This is a genomic window from Flavobacterium sp. KS-LB2, assembly GCF_036895565.1.
GTDB lineage: Bacteria > Bacteroidota > Bacteroidia > Flavobacteriales > Flavobacteriaceae > Flavobacterium.
The window spans coordinates 197,524-215,872 of record NZ_CP145904.1 but is presented as its reverse complement, the minus strand read 5'-3'; the positions used below and the strand labels follow the sequence as shown (position 1 = coordinate 215,872).

Sequence of the window (18,349 nt, the reverse complement as noted above, 5' to 3'; positions counted from 1 at the left end):
TCGAGGCGTTTTAATAAATATTTTAGAAAGAAATTATTCTTTAATCAAAGATATTTCAACTCTTCTGTTCATTGCTTTTCCTTTTGCAGTTTTGTTAGTTGCAATTGGTTTAGTTTCTCCGAAACCTGTAGATCTAAGTCTATCAGCAGCAATTCCGTTTTCAATTAAATAATTTTTAACTGCAGCAGCTCTGTTCTCAGATAAAGTTTGGTTAAGTTCATTACTACCATCACTATCACAGTGTCCTTCGATCATAAATCTTGAATAAGGATATTCTTTTAAGATTGAAGTAATTGACTGTAAAACTGTGTAAGTACCTTTTTGGAAAGTAGATTTACCAGAATCAAACAAGATTATTTTACCATAGTTATTTAAAGTTTTCATAACTTCTTCAGAAACTTCTGGACAACCTTGATTAGCAACAGTACCTCTTACTTCTGGACATTTATCATCTTTGTCTAAAACACCATCTCCATCAGTATCTGGCCAAGGACAACCCGCGTTTTCTTTAGGACCTGCAACAGTTGGACATTTGTCATCTTTATCAGCTACTCCGTCTCCGTCAGTATCAGGACAACCTTTCAATGCAGCTAAACCAGCAACTTCTGGACAAGCATCATCTTTATCAGCAATTCCATCTCCATCTGTATCAGGACATCCGTTCAATGCAGCTAAACCAGCAACTTCTGGGCAAGCATCAGCACTATCTTGAATTCCATCTCCATCAGTATCAGGACATCCGTTGAATTCTTTTAAACCAGCAACTTCTGGACAAGCATCATCTTTGTCATATATTCCATCACCATCTGTATCTTTACCTCCGAATTTGAAGATAAGACCCGCTGAATGTTGAAAATGAGATGGAGCGTCTGGAGTACCAGAAGCATCTTCTCTATCACCAAATGATTTTTTGTATCTTGTAGAAAGTTCAAATCCAACACTTTCAGTAAACCAAAAAGTTAAACCAGCACCAGGATTCAAAGTTCCGAAACTACTATCTCCGAAGAAAGTATAACCTCCACCAACAGATAAAGACGGATCAACAACTTTAGAACCAATCAAGTTCATGAAACTATATTTAATAGTTGCATCAACACCATAATACATTAGGTCTCCTGGGTTCGACACTACATACCCACGTGAATCGCTACCAACTGTAGCTGGAGAAAATCTTACAAATTTATCAATTTTATTCACAGAACCAGAAAGTCCAAATGAGAAATTATCACCAATGTATTTCGATACACTAAGGTATGATACTGATGGAAGAATGTTCCAATTGTCTTTTACTGCAAAAGGTTGAGAAAAATGTTGATCTAGCCAATTATGTCCTCCACCAGCACTAGCTTTAGTGTCAACGGCATTAACTCCAAAAGAGATTGCCCATGGATTGTTACTATCTTGTGCATGAGAGCTTAATCCCATGACCATCATTACAGCAACAAAAAGTTTGTTAAGATGTTTCATACTTGTTTTTTTTAATTACAATTTAGTTAATTATAAACAAAAGTAATGCGTAAATTTTTAACTACAAAACTAAATGTTAAAAAAAACCTATAAAAACCACCAAAAGTGGAAATTATATAACTTCAATTCATAATTATATAACATTTAACATTCTCCCAACTTCAACAAAAGCACTGATAGCCTTGTCTAGATGAGCTTGTGTGTGTGCTGCAGACAACTGTACTCTAATTCTCGCTTTATCTTTAGGAACTACTGGAAAAAAGAAACCTATAACATAAATGCCTTTTTTCAAAAGCTCCTCTGCCATTTTTTGTGACAATTTTGCATCATATAACATAACCGGAACTATAGCAGAGTCACCATCAATAATATCAAAGCCTGCCTCTTTCATTCCTTTTTTAAAATAATTAGTATTCGATTCCAATTTGTCTCGTAATGAAGTGTCCTTTTCTAGTAATTCAAATACTTTTATAGATGCACCAACAATTGCAGGTGCCAAAGAATTAGAAAATAAGTATGGTCTAGATCTTTGACGTAATATCTCGATAATTTCTTTCTTGGCAGTGGTATAACCTCCCATTGCTCCTCCGAGTGCTTTCCCAAGTGTCCCTGTAATGATATCAACACGACCCATCACCCCTTTTGCCTCTAGTGTTCCTTTCCCAGTGGCTCCAATAAATCCAGCAGCATGACATTCGTCTACCATAACCATCGCATCATACTTATCAGCTAAATCACAAATTTTATCCAAAGGTGCTACGAGGCCATCCATAGAGAAAACACCATCGGTAACAATTAATTTAAAACGAGTTCCAGCTTCTGTAGCCTTAATTAATTGTTGCTCCAAATCTTCCATGTTACTATTTTCATAACGGTAACGAGCCGCTTTACACAAACGAACACCATCTATAATAGAAGCATGATTCAAACTATCCGAAATAATACAATCTTGCTCCCCTAATAAAGGCTCAAAAACACCACCATTAGCATCAAAAGCCGCTGCATAAAGAATAGTATCTTCTGTGCCGTAAAATTCAGAAATTTTTCTTTCTAATGTTTTGTGAATATCCTGAGTTCCACAAATAAAACGTACCGAGGACATTCCGAAACCATGCGTGTCCAAAGCGTCTTTTGCAGCCTGAATCACTTCTGGATGTGATGATAATCCTAAATAATTATTGGCACAAAAATTTAAAACCGTTTCTCCAGTAGAAATAGTAATTTCTGCTCCTTGAGGCGAGGTGATAATTCTTTCTTTTTTAAAAATCCCGTTGTCTTCTATAGTTTGTAATTCTGCTTGAAGATGTTCTTTTATTTTTCCGTACATTTTTTATATTTTAAAGTTCAATATTGCGAATTATTCATTTTATCGTTACAAATTTACTACTTCGATTCCTTTTCCGATATAAATTAGTGCTTTTTTTATCACTTTATAACCCATTAACTCAATTGCTAATTGATAGTTTTCCAGTTGCTGCTGGTATTTCACATTATGTGTCCCTGTCTTATAATCAAGTAACAAAACTTCGTTATTTTTTGATATGACCATACGATCCGGTTTGATTGTTTTTCCTTCTTTTTGAATAATTGTTTGCTCATTCAAAACTTTATTCTCTTCAGCAAAGCAAATTTCCAACTCGCTATGATTCACTATCTGTTGAATAGTATTAAAAACGGTTTCTCTTTGTCCAAAGGTGATCAATCCACTTTCAATAGACTTAGTAATAGCCAAATCAACATCGCTTTTAGTTTTGACAAAAGAAAGAATTTCGTGAATTACATTTCCATACTCTATAGCTTCCTGTTGATGCGTCCCCCACATTAATGCTTCTCGCTTCGCTATCTTTATATTCTTTGGATTCAAAATTTCAGCAACTAAAGGAATCGTTTTTGATGTATCGACATGAAGTTTTGCCAAAGATAATTTAGTTGCATTTCCAAATTCATATTCCAATTTATCTTCATTCCAAATCCCTTTGCTAGCTACATAATTAATAAAAAAAGTACACATGTTGTTTTCAGGAACCACTCCTTTGCTAGACAAATTCATATTCGAAATCACATACAATTGCTCTTCAGCTCGGGTTAAAGCCACATACAAGACATTGATATTGTCCAATAATTCTTCTTGTTTTTTTTGATTGTAAACCTCCGCCGCTTCTTCTCCAAAACCTTCTACCGCACTGCTATTATCAATTAAAACCTTTGGCAAACCAAAATCCTGTTCTTCCGCATTCAGCCATAACTTATCTTTTGGCTTTCTGTTGTAATCTTCCTCCGCAAAAGGAAAAATCACGACTGGAAATTCCAATCCTTTCGATTTATGAATCGTCATAATCCGCACAGCATTAGTTCCTTCGGGAGACGGAATACTGAATTTTTCCGCATTTTTATCCCAGAAATTCAAGAAATCTGAAATTCCCGCTTGATTACGAATGTCGCGTTCGAGAACGATGTCAAGAAAATATTGGACGTAAGCATTACTTATTTTTGGATTTAGGAATTTCGAAATAATAACCTCTACAGCCTCATACAATGATTTCTTTCGAATGTTTTGAAACGAAAGCGAAACATCAAAACTCATCAACCAGTTTTCAAAATCCGTTTCTTGAAACAACGACATTCCTTTGGCAATAAAATCATGAACAGGTAATTTATCCTGACCATTTTGAGCTAAATATTGAAGAAAGTTTGCTTTGGACTCCAAGTCGGAACTATTTTTCAAATATTTTAATAAATGAATAATCAGCCGTACTTCGGTTGCGTTTTGAATCATTAAGGTTTCCGATGACAAAAGCGGAATTTTTTGCTCAGTCAAATAATTAGCAATCGCAATTCCTTGGCTTCGTTTTCTAGTCAAAATAACGATGTCTTTATATTGAAACCCTTGTTTCAACGTTTTCTGAATCGTGTTTAAAGTGGCTAAAACATACAATTCCGTTTTATCCAAAGCTTCTTCATCTCCTGTAAATTCTGGACTACTATCCATTTTCTCCACTTTTGGAATGAAAGAAATGTTTACGTATCCACCCGTTTTATCATTCGTTTTTTGATGGCTGTGATTTTCATACAAATCTTTATAATCCAAGTGCTGAAATTCATTCGATAACAACTTAAAAAAATCATTGTTGAATTCGATTATTTGCGAATAACTTCTATAATTTTTATCCAAATGCTCGAGAAGTTTCTCAGGATTATTAAATGGATTTTGATCTTTACTTAAATCAATAAATTGTTCTGCTTTCCCGCCACGCCATCTGTAAATAGATTGTTTTGGATCGCCCACAATCATCAAAGTTCCTTTTTCGCCATCAATCTCACTGGATGTCGCATTATCAATTAGTGGAATTAGGTTTTGCCATTGCATCTCAGAAGTATCCTGAAATTCATCAATAAAAAAATGGCGGTAGCGCTCTCCCAATCGTTCATATATAAAAGGTGCCGGCTGATTTTGGATTTCGCGATGGATAATCGCATTAAATTCCGATATGGAAAGTACATTTTGTTCTTCCTGAATTTTGGCTAATTCATTACTAACTGTATTCAGCAATGACAAAGGTGTAATATTTTTCAGGAACGCTTTGTAGAAATTTATCTTTTCGAAAGCAGTATAAACTTTAGTCAGAATTTGCAAAAATTCAGGAATAAGGTTTTCAATAATCGCTCGGTCTTTTGCCGTTTTATTGATTGCAATATCATCAAACTCATGAAACATTTTATTCTTAGGATTGAATTTCCCTTGCTGAATGCTATTAATATGATTTGGAAAAGTACCTCTAGAAAAGGATTTGGTGTCAATTCCATTTTTGTCAATTAATGATAGCACTTCTTCTGCAAAAACAATAGTTTGCTTTTCTAAGTCTTTACAGGCTTCAGAAAGTTTGGTTTTGATTTCGACAAACTCAGCGATGGATTTATCTTGAAAATGCGTGATTTCGTTTCTGTTATTTTCGTTTAAAACCAAACGACCGGTTTCGAAAATTTCCCGTGAAATATCCCAAGATTTGTCATCATCGGTTTTTTCCATCGTGAAATCGATGAGTAATTTAGTCAAGGTTTCATCTTCCCCAGCTTGGGCAATAATAGCATCAACGGCTTCAACAAGCAAGTTTTCGGTATCCAAAGTGACTTCAAAAGTCATAGGCAAACCCAAATCATGGGCAAAAGCTCGAATCACTTTGTGTGTGAATTTATCAATCGTTGAAATATCAAAAGCGGCATAATTATGAATGATGTGCTTGATTATTTGTTGGGATTTAGTTTTGATTTGAATGATTGAAAGTTGCGTATCAATAGCCAAATCCTGCATTAAATCCTGTGCTTTTGCGCTTGGTTCCTCTTTGGCAAACTCAGATAAACTACCTACGATTCGAGATTTCATTTCATGAACCGCTTTATTGGTAAAGGTAATGGCGAGAATGTTGCGATAGGCATCATTCTTTTTGGAGACAAGGATAATTTTTAAATATTCTTTGACAAGCGCATAGGTTTTTCCAGAACCGGCTGAAGCGTCGTATATAGAGAATGAAGGTCTTTGCATTACATTTTTGATTTCTGATTAACGATTTTAGATTTCTGATTTCTGATTTAGAATTAGCGTCCTAATTTCTCAAATCTCCTAACTCTGATTGAAACGACATCCTTTTTATAAGGTGATTTTTCATCATCTTATAAAAAGATATAGTAAACAGCAGTACACGAGCGAAGCGAACTGACGAAGTAAATAGCTTCTAAAAACTTAACAATTTTTAGGTTGTTTTTAAAAATTGTTCGTATAAAACTTAAAAGTAGTATTTTTGCACCATGGAAACAAATAGACAGAAAAAAATAGGTGGAGTTATCCAAAAAGATTTGGTTGACATTCTGCAAGGTGAAGTGAGAAAAAACGGAGTAGCTAATTTAATTATTTCGGTATCCAAGGTTACGGTAACTACAGATTTATCAGTAGCTACAGTGCATTTAAGCGTTTTTCCTCAAGATAAAGCAAATGAGATTTTAGAGGCAGTTAAGTCGAATTCTAAAAATATAAAACACGAGTTATCGCAACGTGTTCGTTTGCAATTGCGTAAAGTACCTAATTTAGTTTTCTTTATTGACGACTCATTAGACTACATTGAAAAGATTGATAATGCCCTAGCAAATAGAGATAATCCTATAGAAAATAGAGATCTCCTAGACAAACGCAGATTTCAATAAAATTTGAATTTCCCCCTTTACATAGCCAAACGCTACATTCTTAGCAACAGTAAAAACAATGCTATCAATATCATCAATCGCATTGCCAGCATGGGAATTATTGTTGGTGCAATGGCTTTGTTTGTGGTTTTATCCGTTTTTAGCGGGTTGAAAGTTTTTAGTCTTTCCTTTACTAATGAGATTGATCCCGATTTAAAAATAAGCAGCACTTTAGGTAAATCCTTTTTGATTTCTCCAAATCAGGAAGACCAAATCAAGAAAATTGATGGTCTGGTTTCGTATACTAAAATTATCGAAGAGCGTGTTTTATTCACTTTTGACGGAAAACAAGAAGTGACGTACTTGAAAGGAGTTGATGCTAATTTTAGCAAAGTTAACGCAATAGAAACAAAACTTTTCAACGGACAATGGTTGAAACCAAATACGTATCAAGTGGTTGTGGGTTACGGAATTTCCCAAAAATTTTCTATGGGATTGCTGGACTTTAATCGTCAACTAGAAGTTCTGGTTCCAAAACCAGGAAAAGGCGCTATCGAAAATCCAGAACAAGCTTTTAACAAAACGGATCTAATTCCTGTTGGAATTTACGCCATCAGCGAAGACCTTGATTCGAAATATGTTTTTGCTGATTTAGGTTTAGCCCAAGAACTATTAGAATACAAAACCAATCAGGTTTCTGGAATTGAAATCAAAACAAAAACTGATGCTGATGAAACAGCTATTATTGCCCAACTTCAAACTATTTTCAACAATAAAATTACGGTCAAAAACAGAGCACAGCTCAACGAATCACTCTATAAAATGTTGAATACCGAAAATATTGCCGTGTATTTAATATTTACTTTGGTCATTGTTGTGGCACTTTTCAACTTGATTGGCGCATTGATAATGATGATTTTAGATAAAAAAGGAAACCTAAAAACCCTTTTTAATCTGGGAACTGAAATCAAGGATTTGCGAAAAATATTCTTGCTTCAAGGCACTTTACTGAGTGTTTTTGGTGGAATTATTGGCTTAATTCTAGGAATCATAATCGTGTTGCTACAAGAATATTTTCAGTTGGTTATGATTACTCCTACACTTGCGTATCCAGTAATTTTTTCTCTCGAAAACGTACTAATCGTCATGGGAACTATCGTTGCACTAGGCTTTATTGCTTCCTTAATTGCAAGTAGTCGCGTGAGTAAAAAACTATTGGATTAGTTTTTTAAATTAAAAAGAATATTTACATTTACTTTCCTTAAATTCAAATCACTATGATAGTTTCTGTCTAGTTCCTTTTTATTTTTAACTATTTAGGAGCACTTTATCTACTTTTAAGTTCAGCTAATAAGTCTGGACTGATTTCCTTATTAATCCTAATTAATCATGACAGAAACAACATTAGAAAAAAACATATTTTCTCGAATTTTCATAATATTAAAGCAAGCAATTAAAGGAGATGAATCTTTTGATTATACCTCTGGAAGCATCAAAAAAGGGGTAATTCTTTTAGCCATTCCGATGGTATTGGAAATGCTTATGGAATCCGTTTTCGCGCTAGTCGATTTATATTTCGTCGGTCATTTAGAGCAAAGCAGTTATGCTATTCAAGCGGTTGGCTTGACCGAATCAGTAATCACGATTGTTTATTCTATTGCCATCGGAATTAGTATGGCCGCTACTGCGGTTGTTGCTCGTAGAATAGGCGAAAAAGATCCTGTTGCTGCTGCAAAAGCCGGAATGCAAGCCATCATTATTGCATTTGTTATCAATACAATAATCAGCATTTTGGGTTTGATTTACGCCAAAGATATTTTGTTATTTATGGGAGCTTCCGTTGAAGCTGCTGAATACGGAGTTAACTTCACTCGAATCATGATGGGCGGAAGTTTATGCATTATGCTTTTATTCCTTATCAACGGAATATTCCGTGGCGCAGGAAATGCTGCTATTGCCATGAAAAGTCTTTGGCTAGCTAACATTTGCAACATTATTTTATGTCCTATATTAATCAATGGATTTGGACCTATTCCTGCTTTTGGATTAATGGGTGCCGCAATGGCAACAACTATCGGAAGAAGTATTGGTGTTTTGTACCAATTGTATCATTTATTTAATGGTAGAGGAATTTTAAAAATCATCCCTTCTTATTTCATTCCAGATTTGGAACAAATAAAAGCATTGGTAAAAATCGCTGCTCCTGGAGTATTACAGTTTGTAATTGCTTCCTGCAGTTGGATATTTTTGGCACAATTAGTCGCCACAACCGGCGGAGATCATGGTTCTGCGGGATATCAAACGGCATTGCGCATCATGATGTTTTTTATTCTTCCTGCTTGGGGATTAAGTAATGCTGCAGCAACTTTGGTAGGTCAAAATTTAGGTGCCAAAAAAATTGAACGTGCCGAAAAATCAGTTTTTACCACTGCAAAATACAATGTGATTTTTATGGCAATTATTACGGTTATCACATTGTTTTTTGCCAGTTCCCTGATTTCATTTTTTACAAATGATCTTATTATTCAAAAGATTGCCGTTGAAGCATTACAAACCATGTGCTTGGGATATGTTTTTTATGGAATAGGAATGGTGTTAATTAATACATTCAATGGAGCCGGTGATACCTGGACTCCAACAATGATTAATTTTTTCGGATTCTGGTTGTTCCAAATTCCATTGGCTTATTTATTATCCAAATACTATAAAATGGGACCAACAGGTGTTTTTATAGCGATTCCTATAGCCGAAACCGCAATTACTTTGGCAAGTATTGTTCTCTACAAAAGAGGAAAATGGAAACGCATCAAAGTATAATACAAAAGGCTTAACAATTGTTAGGCCTTTTGTATTTTAAACAACTTCATATCCTACGTACGCCTCTTCAATATCATTCAAAGCGGCGAACAATTCTTCAGGTCGATCTAAGGTTACTAATTTTTGTTTGTGAGTTTTAAAAGAATGTATTCCTTTAAAATAATTGGTGTAATGCGGACGCGTTTCAACAATTCCTAATCGTTCGCCTTTCCATTCCATCGCCCAAGTCAAGTGATTTCGAACCGCTTCAACTCTATCAATAACTGTCGGTTTAGCCAAATGTTCTCCCGTTTTGAAGTAATGTTTGATTTCGTTAAAAATCCACGGATAACCAATGGCCGCACGACCAATCATGATTCCATCGATGCCGTATTCGTTTTTATAAAGCAAGGCCTTTTCTGGAGAATCGATATCACCGTTCCCGAAAATAGGCATTGTAATTCTTGGATTATTTTTTACTCGGGCAATGTGTGACCAGTCCGAATGACCTTTATACATTTGGGCACGAGTTCTGGCGTGTATGCTCAAAGCTGCCACACCAATATCTTGTAAACGCTCTGCAACCTCATCAATATTAATGGAATTATCATCCCAACCCAAACGCGTTTTTACGGTTACTGGCAAATGCGTGCTATCAATAACAGCTTGTGTTAAGCGAATCATTAAATCTACATCTTTCAACACTCCTGCTCCGGCACCTTTGCAAACGACTTTTTTGACAGGACAACCAAAATTGATGTCAATAATATCTGGATTAACCGTAGAAACAATTTTAGACGACAGCGCCATTGCTTCTTCATCACCACCAAAAATCTGGATTCCTACAGGTCTTTCATAATCGAAAATATCTAATTTCATTCGGCTTTTGATGGCGTCACGAATTAATCCTTCGGAAGAAATAAACTCGGAGTACATCATATCAGCTCCATGGGCTTTACACAATCTGCGGAAAGGCGGATCGCTCACATCTTCCATAGGTGCGAGAAGTAAAGGGAAATCAGGTAATATTATGTTGCCAATCTTGATCATCAATTTATTTTTTTGCAAAGATAGTTAAGAAAGTTCGGTTATGAAATTTAATCTTATGTGTGACAATCATTTAAAATTAATAATTATTTTTACGAAAACTTTGCAATGCTTTATCAATTTGGCTTCTACAGTTCCGTTTTACTTATTTCGTTTACGCAAGGGATCATTTACAGCTTACTCTTACTTGCAAAAGCCGTTAAAACCGAAAACAAGTCAAATTATTGGTTGAGTATTTTTATTTTCCTCTGTAGCCTGTATATTGCGCCTTGGATGCTTGGTTTTGCTGGTTGGTATGACAATCAACCATACAGGGATTTTTTATTTTATACTCCTTTTCAACATTTGCTTTTTCTTGGTCCGCTTATCTTTTTTTACACGCAAAGTCTTTTAAATCCATCTTTCAAATTTTCAAAAAAAGAAGCACTTCATTTACTTCCTGGATTTTTTTACCTTATCTATATTGTTGCCATTTGGATTTATGATAAGTTCATTTTAGGCGAAAATTATTTCTATGAAAACGGAATGGATAAGGATTTTGACCAATGGTACCAAAAGCTGGGTTTACTTTCTATGATTGTTTATTTTATTTTAAGTATCCGATACTATAATGTATACAAAAAACTAATGTTTCAAGTAGTTAGTTATGCCGATTCTATTTTATTTAAATGGGTAAAAACCTATCTGATGGCTTTTTTAGTCATGCTTCTTCTTCCCGTTTTTTTTGACATTTTAGGATTCTTTTATCCCGAAATAAAATCGTATCAAGGCAGTTGGTGGTTTTTTCTGTCCTTTTCGATAGTTATGTATTACATTGCAATTACAGGATATTCCAATCCTATAAATACCACAATTCCTTTTAAAATGTCGTTTTTTGATAAAAATCCGATTCTTTTATTGAATGAAAATAATTCAGATGAATTAGAAACCATAATTGATATTCAGCACGAAACTTTTAAAGAAAAAAAATCGCCCGAAATTGAACTTTGGAAATCAAAAATTACAACCTTAATTCAAACTGAAAAATTGTATAAAAATCCCAAATTAACGCTTACCGATTTAGCAAAAAAATTAGAAACAAATGCTCCTGTGATTTCTAAAGCTATCAACCAAGGTTTTCAAATGAATTTTAACGATTGTATCAATAATTACCGAATTGAAGCCGTAAAAAATAGTTTTACAAATGGCGAACAAAAAAAATCTACCTTATTAGGAATTGCTTTTGATAATGGGTTCAATTCAAAAGCTACTTTCAACCGCTCTTTCAAAAAAAATACTGGAAAAACTCCGAAAGAATTCATCGAAACGCTATAACTTATTTATTTACAGCCTTATTAAATTCAAATATTAGTCTCAAATCATAATTTGAAGCGATTGGCTATGATTTATAGCGCAATTTTGTCTTGTTATTAATCATTATAACAAGAAACATGGCAAAATTAATTATCGCAATTGTATTGACATTAACTTCAACTATTGCAAACGCACAACTGAAAGGTTCGGGAAAAATTAGTACTAAAAATTACGATTACAAAAACTTCGACAAAGTTTATTTTGAAGATTTAGATGGAAAAATTGAAATTGAAATTGGAAAAACTTGGAGTGTTTTAATAACTATTGATGACAACCTAGAAAGCCTTTTAAATTTCTCAGAAAACGTTTCAGAAAATGAATTAAAAATTCAATTCAAAGAAAACAAAAACAATAAAATGTATGTTGAAGATTCCAATATCATAATTAAAATTACGATGCCAGAAGCGAGTGTCATTAAAAATTCCGGAAACAGTGACTTGAGAGTTCAGAATATTTCAGGGCGTTACTTTATACTGGAAAATACTGGAAATGGTGATAGCAATGTTAGTGGTACAGTTGATGTTTTGGACATTATCAAAATTGGAAATGGTGATATTGATGCTTCGAATCTTAACGCTAGAAAAGCGGAATTAAAAAGCACTGGAAACGGAAACTTGACTGTCAATGTTTCTGAAATACTTTCAGCTAGATTAACCGGAAATGGAGATGTCATTAATACAGGCAAAGCAAAATTTGATTCGGGTTCAAAAAAATCTGGTAATGGAGAATTAATTCTAAAAAATACCAAATTCAAAAATCAAACTCAGTCGCTAAACAAATAACCATGAAACTACTAACTAAAATCACAAAACCCATATTGTTGCCTCATTGGTCACAAGATTTATTTTTAACAATTCCCCGAATTGTATGTGGCTACTTGTTAGCCTTTAATTTTGGAGCAGCAAAATTCGGAATGCCTTGGTCGCCAACCGATGCTAATTTAAGATTTTTTGAAGTCGCTTTTTGGTTTCCAAATGATGTGGCAAATTATGGTGGAATTTTTGCTATTGCTCCAATATTTTTTGCTTGGATGGGTGCCTTTGCAGAAGCCATTGGCGGATTATTGTTATTGTTCGGATTTCAAACTCGAATTGCTTCTTTTTTTATTATCTGTACTATGCTGGTTGCTATTTTTATACAACAAATCAACAACGGATTATGGAATTGTCTTGCCGCCATGGGATTTCTTTGGGTGGCGATGTTCTATTTAATTCTAGGTTCAGGAAGATTTGGAATTGATTATCTACTAACTAAACATAAAGTATAATTATGAAAACACTAGTAACAATAATCGCATTAGTACTTACTTTATTAGTAACAAGTTGCGTGCAGAAATCGTATAAAAAGACTATTGTTTTTACTTTGGATGCATCCAAAATAAAAAATAGTAAAAAAGTGGGAATAAGAGGAAACGACAAACCTTTATCTTGGGATTATAACACCAAAATGAATGAGATTAAAAAAGACAGTCTTTATGAAATAACCGTAACATTTGAAACTGGATATAAATTTACTGAAGTAAAATTTGTAGTAAATGACGACTTCGAATTCAAAAATGAAGACAACAGAAGAGTAGTTTTTTCAAAAAAAGACACCACTTTTTACAATGCAAAATATAATATGAGGTAAAATATAATTTTTTAAAATACCTGAAAATGAATTCCAATTCAACTGTCAAACTTTTACCCTATATTTGCAGATTAAATGCGTAAGCATTAGTAAAATTGACAGATACAGAAGATGAAGCATATTAGAAATTTTTGCATTATTGCACATATTGATCACGGAAAAAGTACGCTTGCTGACCGATTACTTGGCGCAACACAAACTGTTACCGCTCGTGAAGAAAAGGCGCAATTGCTTGACAACATGGACTTGGAACGTGAACGTGGGATTACGATTAAGAGTCACGCGATTCAGATGGAATACACGTATAAAGGACAAGAATATATCCTGAATTTGATTGATACTCCGGGACACGTGGATTTTTCGTATGAAGTTTCTCGTTCGATTGCAGCTTGTGAAGGCGCACTTTTGATTGTAGATGCAGCGCAAAGTATCCAGGCACAAACGATTTCGAATTTATATTTGGCTCTAGAGAATGACTTGGAAATTATTCCCGTTTTGAATAAAGTGGATTTGCCAAGTGCCAATCCTGAAGAAGTAAGCGATGATATCGTGGACTTGTTAGGTTGCAAACTGGAAGATATTATTCATGCTTCAGGTAAAACTGGTTTGGGTGTTGAAAATATTTTGGCAGCCATTATTGAAAGAATTCCTCCTCCATCAGGGAATGTTGACGAACCTTTACAAGCTTTAATTTTCGACTCGCATTACAATCCGTTTCGAGGAATCGAAGTTATTTTTCGTGTGAAAAATGGACAGATTAAAAAAGGTCAGAAGATAAAATTCATGGCTACCGGAAATGAATATTTTGCAGATGAAATTGGAACCTTGAAATTAAACCAAGTTCCGAAACAAGTAATTTCAGCAGGTGATGTTGGATATTTAATTTCTGGAATTAAGGAAGCGAAAGAAGTAAAAGTGGGCGATACGTTGACAGACGCGAAAAACCCAACTACAAACATAATTACTGGTTTTGAAGATGTGAAGCCAATGGTTTTTGCTGGAATTTACCCTGTAGATACTGAAGATTACGAGGAGTTGAGAAACTCGATGGAAAAACTGCAGTTGAATGATGCGTCATTAGTGTTTTTACCGGAAAGTTCAGCAGCTTTGGGATTTGGTTTCCGTTGCGGATTTTTAGGAATGTTACACATGGAAATCATCCAAGAACGTTTGGAGAGAGAGTTTAACATGACTGTAATCACTACAGTTCCCAACGTTTCGTATTTGGCTTACACCAAAAAAGATCCTACAACACCGCTTATCGTAAATAATCCTTCGGACTTGCCGGAGCCTTCTCGTTTAGACCATGTTGAAGAACCTTTTATAAAAGCAACTATCATTACTAAGGCTGATTATGTTGGAAATGTAATGAGTTTGTGTATCGAAAAACGTGGATTGATTACCAATCAAACATATTTGACTACGGAACGTGTTGAGTTGACTTTTGATATGCCATTAGCAGAGATTGTATTTGATTTTTATGACCGTTTGAAAACTGTTTCTAAAGGATATGCATCCTTTGATTATACGCCAATTGGAATGCGAACTTCTAATTTGGTTAAAGTGGATATCTTATTGAACGCAACTATTGTTGATGCTTTATCCTCTTTAATGCATGCGGATAATGCCTATTCCATTGGTAAAAAAATGTGTGAGAAGTTGAAGGAATTGATTCCGAGACAACAATTTGATATTCCTGTTCAAGCAGCGATTGGAGTAAAAGTAATTTCTCGCGAAACCATCAAAGCATTGCGTAAAGATGTTACTGCCAAATGTTATGGTGGGGATATTTCCCGTAAACGTAAACTTTTGGAAAAACAGAAAAAAGGTAAAAAACGTATGAGATTAGTTGGTAATGTTGAAATTCCACAAGAAGCGTTTATGGCTGTTTTGAAATTGAACGATTAGATTTTTTTTAGAAAATAGAAGAAAGAACAAAGAATAAAGAGAGAACCTGATGATGTAAAAATTATCAGGTTTTTTTGTTTTTATTTATTCTTCAACCATTCAAACAATCGTTGTGCATCTTCAAATTTAAACAATTGGGTTCCTTCATTCATGGTTGCTGCCGATCCGCAGGCAACTCCCCAACGGATGACTTCTTTCAGACTTTTATTTTGCGAAAGTGCCCAAACCATGGCACCAACCATACTGTCACCGGCACCAACGGTACTTTTTTTGACCACATTAGGAGCTGGCACAAATTCATACGAATCTTTCGTAACCAATACTGCGCCTTGCGGACCAAGGGAAACGACTACGATTTCGGCGCCGCCTTTAGCGATGATTTGTTTTGCGGCCTCATTTACTTCTTCCAGTTCCAATCGTTCTACACCTATTAATTTTGCCAATTCTCCAACATTTGGCTTGATCATATAAACACCAACTTCTAATGCCTTTTTTAATGCTTCGCCTGAAGTGTCCAAAATTAATTTAGCATTTGATCTTTTTGCAATTTCTGCAATTTTTTTATAAAAATCAGTTGACAAACCTTCATTCAAACTACCGCTTGCTACTAAAAACTTTGGTTCTAAATCAGTTATGATTTCTAGTATATTATCACTTTCCTCTGCACTGATTATTCCTCCTGTAAATCCAAATCGGTATTGAGAATTTGTATTATCATCCACGGCAACAAAACTTTCTCTAGTCCATGATTGAACGGGAACAGCTTTATAAGCAATTGACTCTTTTTTTACTAATTCTTCTAGCATTTTACCAGTAGGTCCACCAGAAGTAAAAACCGCTAAAGAAGTTCCTCCTAAACGCGAAATCGCCTTAGACACATTAATTCCTCCACCTCCAGCATCAAAACGTGGTTCCTCACATCGTATTTTCTGTTCTGGGACTAAGCCTTTAAAATGAGTGCTTTTATCCAAAGCCGAGTTGACTGTGATAGTAACAATATTAAATGATTCCATTTTTTTTAAAATTTAAAAACCTAAATATCCGAAAAAAATGATGAAAACACACCTCATTCAAGGCGAATATTTCTTTGTATATTTGCAACCTCAAAACATTGTTAATTAACATTAATGAATGAAGCGACTGCTTCGTTCCTCTCAACAATCATGATCGAAGATAAAAACCCACAACGCACAAGTATAGCACAATTAGGAGAATTTGGATTGATAGACCATTTGACAAAAAACTTTGAAATCAGCCAATCTTCAACCTTAAAGGGAATTGGAGATGATGCGGCTGTTTTGGATTTCAAGGACAAAAAAGTAGTTGTCTCTACCGATTTATTGATTGAAGGTGTACATTTTGATTTGGCTTATATGCCTTTAAAACATTTAGGCTACAAAGCAGTAGTTGTCAATATTTCAGACATTTGCGCAATGAATGCAAAAGCAACACAAATCACGGTTTCCGTTGCAGTATCTAATCGTTTTCCGTTAGAAGCTTTAGATGAGTTATTTGCAGGGATATCTCATGCAGCACGTGAATATAATGTTGATGTTATTGGTGGCGACACTACCTCATCACAAAAAGGATTAATCATTAGCATAACCGCTATTGGCGAAGCTAATGAAGAAGAAATCGTTTATAGAAATGGCGCTAAACAAACCGATTTATTAGTGGTTACCGGCGATATTGGAGCTGCTTATATGGGATTGCAAGTTTTAGAAAGAGAAAAGCAAGTTTTTCAAGTGAATCCAAATTCACAACCTGATTTAGATGCTTATACCTATTTAATAGAACGTCAATTGAAACCGGAAGCTAGAAAAGATGTGCGCACTTTATTACATGCATTAGAAATAAAACCAACTTCTATGATTGATATTTCTGATGGGTTGTCATCGGAAATTATGCATTTATGCAAGCAGTCTAAAGTGGGTTGTAATTTATATGAGGATAAATTACCAATAGACCCTCAATTTATTAATGTTTGTGAAGAATTCAATATCGACAGCACAACTGTTGCCATAAACGGTGGTGAGGACTACGAATTGCTTTTTACCATTGCCATGGAAGATTTTGTAAAAATCAAAGCAAATCCAAATTTCACCATTATTGGTCACATGACACAAGAAAGCGAAGGGATTCATTTAGTAACTCGTGCCAATACCAAAATTGCCTTAAAGGCTCGTGGTTGGGATGCTTTGACTCAATAAAACAACCCGAGGTTAACAAAAAAACGACACTATTAAGTGTCGTTTTTTGTTTATCTAAGAAATTTAAAAAAGTAAACCTTTATTTTTTGCCTCTCGAACTAAGTCGATATCAGTACCCTCTTCAACTTTTAATAATTCTTTTAAGTCTAATTTTCTTCTCTCAATTGCTCCTAAAGAAATTGGGATATATTGCGGAATATCAGTCAACTTGGTTCCTCTTGAAATATGAAATAAAATTTCTTTGTCAAATTGATCTATTTCTATACTATTCCCCTCAGATTGGGCTAACATTTTTAGAACGGACTGGCTGTAATATGTCTCATTTCTTATAACTTTATCGAAAGCAAAAAGCAACTCATCAAATGTTAAATCATTTTTTATTACTAAACCATTAGGATTTATAGTACTTATAATCGTTTTTATTTTCAATAATTCTGTGTACATAGTAAGCAAAATTATTTTACAATTTGGCATAAATTCTAATATCAATCTTGCCAAATCCTCTCCTGAATAAATATTTTTTTCTTCATAAGGTGGCATACTAATATCTAGAAAAGCGATGTCAAACATCAAAGTATCCGGATTTGTAATAATGTTATAAGCTGATTCACAATCTTTAGCTTGTGTTATAAAAAACTCAAACTCATCAGGATTATATCTAGTAATTGCATTTTTGTATCCTTCTATAATAAAAGGGTGGTCATCAACGATTAATATATTATTCTTGTTTGTTGATTGGTCAATTATCATTTTTTATATAAATT

15 protein-coding genes are annotated in these 18,349 nt (G+C 34.3%); 9 read left to right on the top strand and 6 right to left on the bottom strand.

Annotation, left to right across the window (positions count from 1 at the left end; genetic code table 11):
* Positions 1 to 33: 33 nt before the first annotated feature.
* From V5J73_RS00990 to V5J73_RS00980, 3 genes are all read right to left on the bottom strand, one after another.
* A complete protein-coding gene (locus tag V5J73_RS00990) occupies positions 34 to 1,467 on the bottom strand; it encodes an OmpA family protein (RefSeq protein WP_338646968.1) in 1,434 nt (477 codons plus the stop codon).
* Between the two features lie 133 nt (positions 1,468 to 1,600).
* Positions 1,601 to 2,794 carry a glycine C-acetyltransferase gene (gene kbl, locus V5J73_RS00985; RefSeq protein WP_338646966.1) on the bottom strand — a complete coding sequence of 398 codons (1,194 nt, stop codon included), beginning with the start codon at positions 2,792 to 2,794 and terminating at the stop codon, positions 1,601 to 1,603.
* A 45-nt stretch (positions 2,795 to 2,839) separates the two neighbouring features.
* Entirely contained in the window at positions 2,840 to 6,007 is a 3,168-nt protein-coding gene (locus V5J73_RS00980) for a UvrD-helicase domain-containing protein (protein WP_338646964.1), read from the bottom strand.
* A 263-nt stretch (positions 6,008 to 6,270) separates the two neighbouring features.
* On the opposite strand from V5J73_RS00980, the gene rbfA reads away from it, so the two are divergent.
* The 3 genes from rbfA to V5J73_RS00965 all read left to right on the top strand — a co-directional run bounded on the left by rbfA (position 6,271) and on the right by V5J73_RS00965 (position 9,459).
* Positions 6,271 to 6,663, top strand: a complete 393-nt coding sequence (rbfA, locus tag V5J73_RS00975) for a 30S ribosome-binding factor RbfA (protein ID WP_338646961.1) — start codon at positions 6,271 to 6,273, stop codon at positions 6,661 to 6,663.
* A gap of 3 nt (positions 6,664 to 6,666) precedes the next feature.
* Positions 6,667 to 7,866, top strand: a complete 1,200-nt coding sequence (locus tag V5J73_RS00970; RefSeq protein WP_338646959.1) for an ABC transporter permease — start codon at positions 6,667 to 6,669, stop codon at positions 7,864 to 7,866.
* A gap of 165 nt (positions 7,867 to 8,031) precedes the next feature.
* Positions 8,032 to 9,459, top strand: coding sequence for an MATE family efflux transporter (locus V5J73_RS00965; RefSeq protein ID WP_338646958.1), 1,428 nt, complete (start codon positions 8,032 to 8,034; stop codon positions 9,457 to 9,459).
* A gap of 36 nt (positions 9,460 to 9,495) precedes the next feature.
* On the opposite strand, the gene dusB is transcribed toward V5J73_RS00965, so the two are convergent.
* Positions 9,496 to 10,488: a tRNA dihydrouridine synthase DusB gene (gene dusB / locus V5J73_RS00960; RefSeq protein WP_338646956.1), complete on the bottom strand. Its 993-nt coding sequence runs from the start codon at positions 10,486 to 10,488 to the stop codon at positions 9,496 to 9,498.
* A 105-nt stretch (positions 10,489 to 10,593) separates the two neighbouring features.
* Between dusB and V5J73_RS00955 the strand changes: the two genes are divergently transcribed.
* From V5J73_RS00955 to lepA, 5 genes are all read left to right on the top strand, one after another.
* Positions 10,594 to 11,799 carry a helix-turn-helix domain-containing protein gene (locus tag V5J73_RS00955; RefSeq protein ID WP_338646954.1) on the top strand — a complete coding sequence of 402 codons (1,206 nt, stop codon included), beginning with the start codon at positions 10,594 to 10,596 and terminating at the stop codon, positions 11,797 to 11,799.
* 116 nt (positions 11,800 to 11,915) lie between these two features.
* On the top strand, positions 11,916 to 12,620 hold the full coding sequence (locus tag V5J73_RS00950) for a GIN domain-containing protein (RefSeq protein ID WP_338646952.1): 705 nt from the start codon (positions 11,916 to 11,918) through the stop codon (positions 12,618 to 12,620).
* A gap of 2 nt (positions 12,621 to 12,622) precedes the next feature.
* Positions 12,623 to 13,105 (top strand): DoxX family protein, encoded by a 483-nt coding sequence (locus V5J73_RS00945; protein WP_338646950.1) that lies wholly within the window; start codon positions 12,623 to 12,625, stop codon positions 13,103 to 13,105.
* Between the two features lie 2 nt (positions 13,106 to 13,107).
* Entirely contained in the window at positions 13,108 to 13,467 is a 360-nt protein-coding gene (locus tag V5J73_RS00940; RefSeq protein ID WP_338646948.1) for a hypothetical protein, read from the top strand.
* A 111-nt stretch (positions 13,468 to 13,578) separates the two neighbouring features.
* Positions 13,579 to 15,375, top strand: coding sequence for a translation elongation factor 4 (gene lepA / locus V5J73_RS00935; RefSeq protein WP_338646947.1), 1,797 nt, complete (start codon positions 13,579 to 13,581; stop codon positions 15,373 to 15,375).
* An 80-nt stretch (positions 15,376 to 15,455) separates the two neighbouring features.
* Here lepA and V5J73_RS00930 read toward each other — a convergent pair whose 3' ends face one another.
* Positions 15,456 to 16,388: a 1-phosphofructokinase family hexose kinase gene (locus V5J73_RS00930; RefSeq protein WP_338646946.1), complete on the bottom strand. Its 933-nt coding sequence runs from the start codon at positions 16,386 to 16,388 to the stop codon at positions 15,456 to 15,458.
* A 150-nt stretch (positions 16,389 to 16,538) separates the two neighbouring features.
* On the opposite strand from V5J73_RS00930, the gene thiL reads away from it, so the two are divergent.
* Complete coding sequence (gene thiL / locus V5J73_RS00925; RefSeq protein WP_338648637.1) at positions 16,539 to 17,585, top strand: thiamine-phosphate kinase; 1,047 nt, start codon at positions 16,539 to 16,541, stop codon at positions 17,583 to 17,585.
* Positions 17,586 to 17,648: 63 nt separating this feature from the next.
* On the opposite strand, the gene V5J73_RS00920 is transcribed toward thiL, so the two are convergent.
* Complete coding sequence (locus V5J73_RS00920) at positions 17,649 to 18,335, bottom strand: response regulator (protein WP_338646944.1); 687 nt, start codon at positions 18,333 to 18,335, stop codon at positions 17,649 to 17,651.
* Positions 18,336 to 18,349 lie beyond the last annotated feature (14 nt).

Bases quoted from the DNA above. Each gene is read 5' to 3' on its own strand.
- V5J73_RS00990 (WP_338646968.1), bottom strand. From the start codon at position 1,467: ATGAAACATCTTAACAAACTTTTTGTTGCTGTAATGATGGTCATGGGA.
- kbl (WP_338646966.1), bottom strand. From the start codon at position 2,794: ATGTACGGAAAAATAAAAGAACATCTTCAAGCAGAATTACAAACTATA.
- V5J73_RS00980 (WP_338646964.1), bottom strand. From the start codon at position 6,007: ATGCAAAGACCTTCATTCTCTATATACGACGCTTCAGCCGGTTCTGGA.
- rbfA (WP_338646961.1), top strand. From the start codon at position 6,271: ATGGAAACAAATAGACAGAAAAAAATAGGTGGAGTTATCCAAAAAGAT.
- V5J73_RS00965 (WP_338646958.1), top strand. From the start codon at position 8,032: ATGACAGAAACAACATTAGAAAAAAACATATTTTCTCGAATTTTCATA.
- dusB (WP_338646956.1), bottom strand. From the start codon at position 10,488: ATGATCAAGATTGGCAACATAATATTACCTGATTTCCCTTTACTTCTC.
- V5J73_RS00955 (WP_338646954.1), top strand. From the start codon at position 10,594: ATGCTTTATCAATTTGGCTTCTACAGTTCCGTTTTACTTATTTCGTTT.
- V5J73_RS00950 (WP_338646952.1), top strand. From the start codon at position 11,916: ATGGCAAAATTAATTATCGCAATTGTATTGACATTAACTTCAACTATT.
- V5J73_RS00945 (WP_338646950.1), top strand. From the start codon at position 12,623: ATGAAACTACTAACTAAAATCACAAAACCCATATTGTTGCCTCATTGG.
- V5J73_RS00940 (WP_338646948.1), top strand. From the start codon at position 13,108: ATGAAAACACTAGTAACAATAATCGCATTAGTACTTACTTTATTAGTA.
- lepA (WP_338646947.1), top strand. From the start codon at position 13,579: ATGAAGCATATTAGAAATTTTTGCATTATTGCACATATTGATCACGGA.
- V5J73_RS00930 (WP_338646946.1), bottom strand. From the start codon at position 16,388: ATGGAATCATTTAATATTGTTACTATCACAGTCAACTCGGCTTTGGAT.
- thiL (WP_338648637.1), top strand. From the start codon at position 16,539: ATGATCGAAGATAAAAACCCACAACGCACAAGTATAGCACAATTAGGA.
- V5J73_RS00920 (WP_338646944.1), bottom strand. From the start codon at position 18,335: ATGATAATTGACCAATCAACAAACAAGAATAATATATTAATCGTTGAT.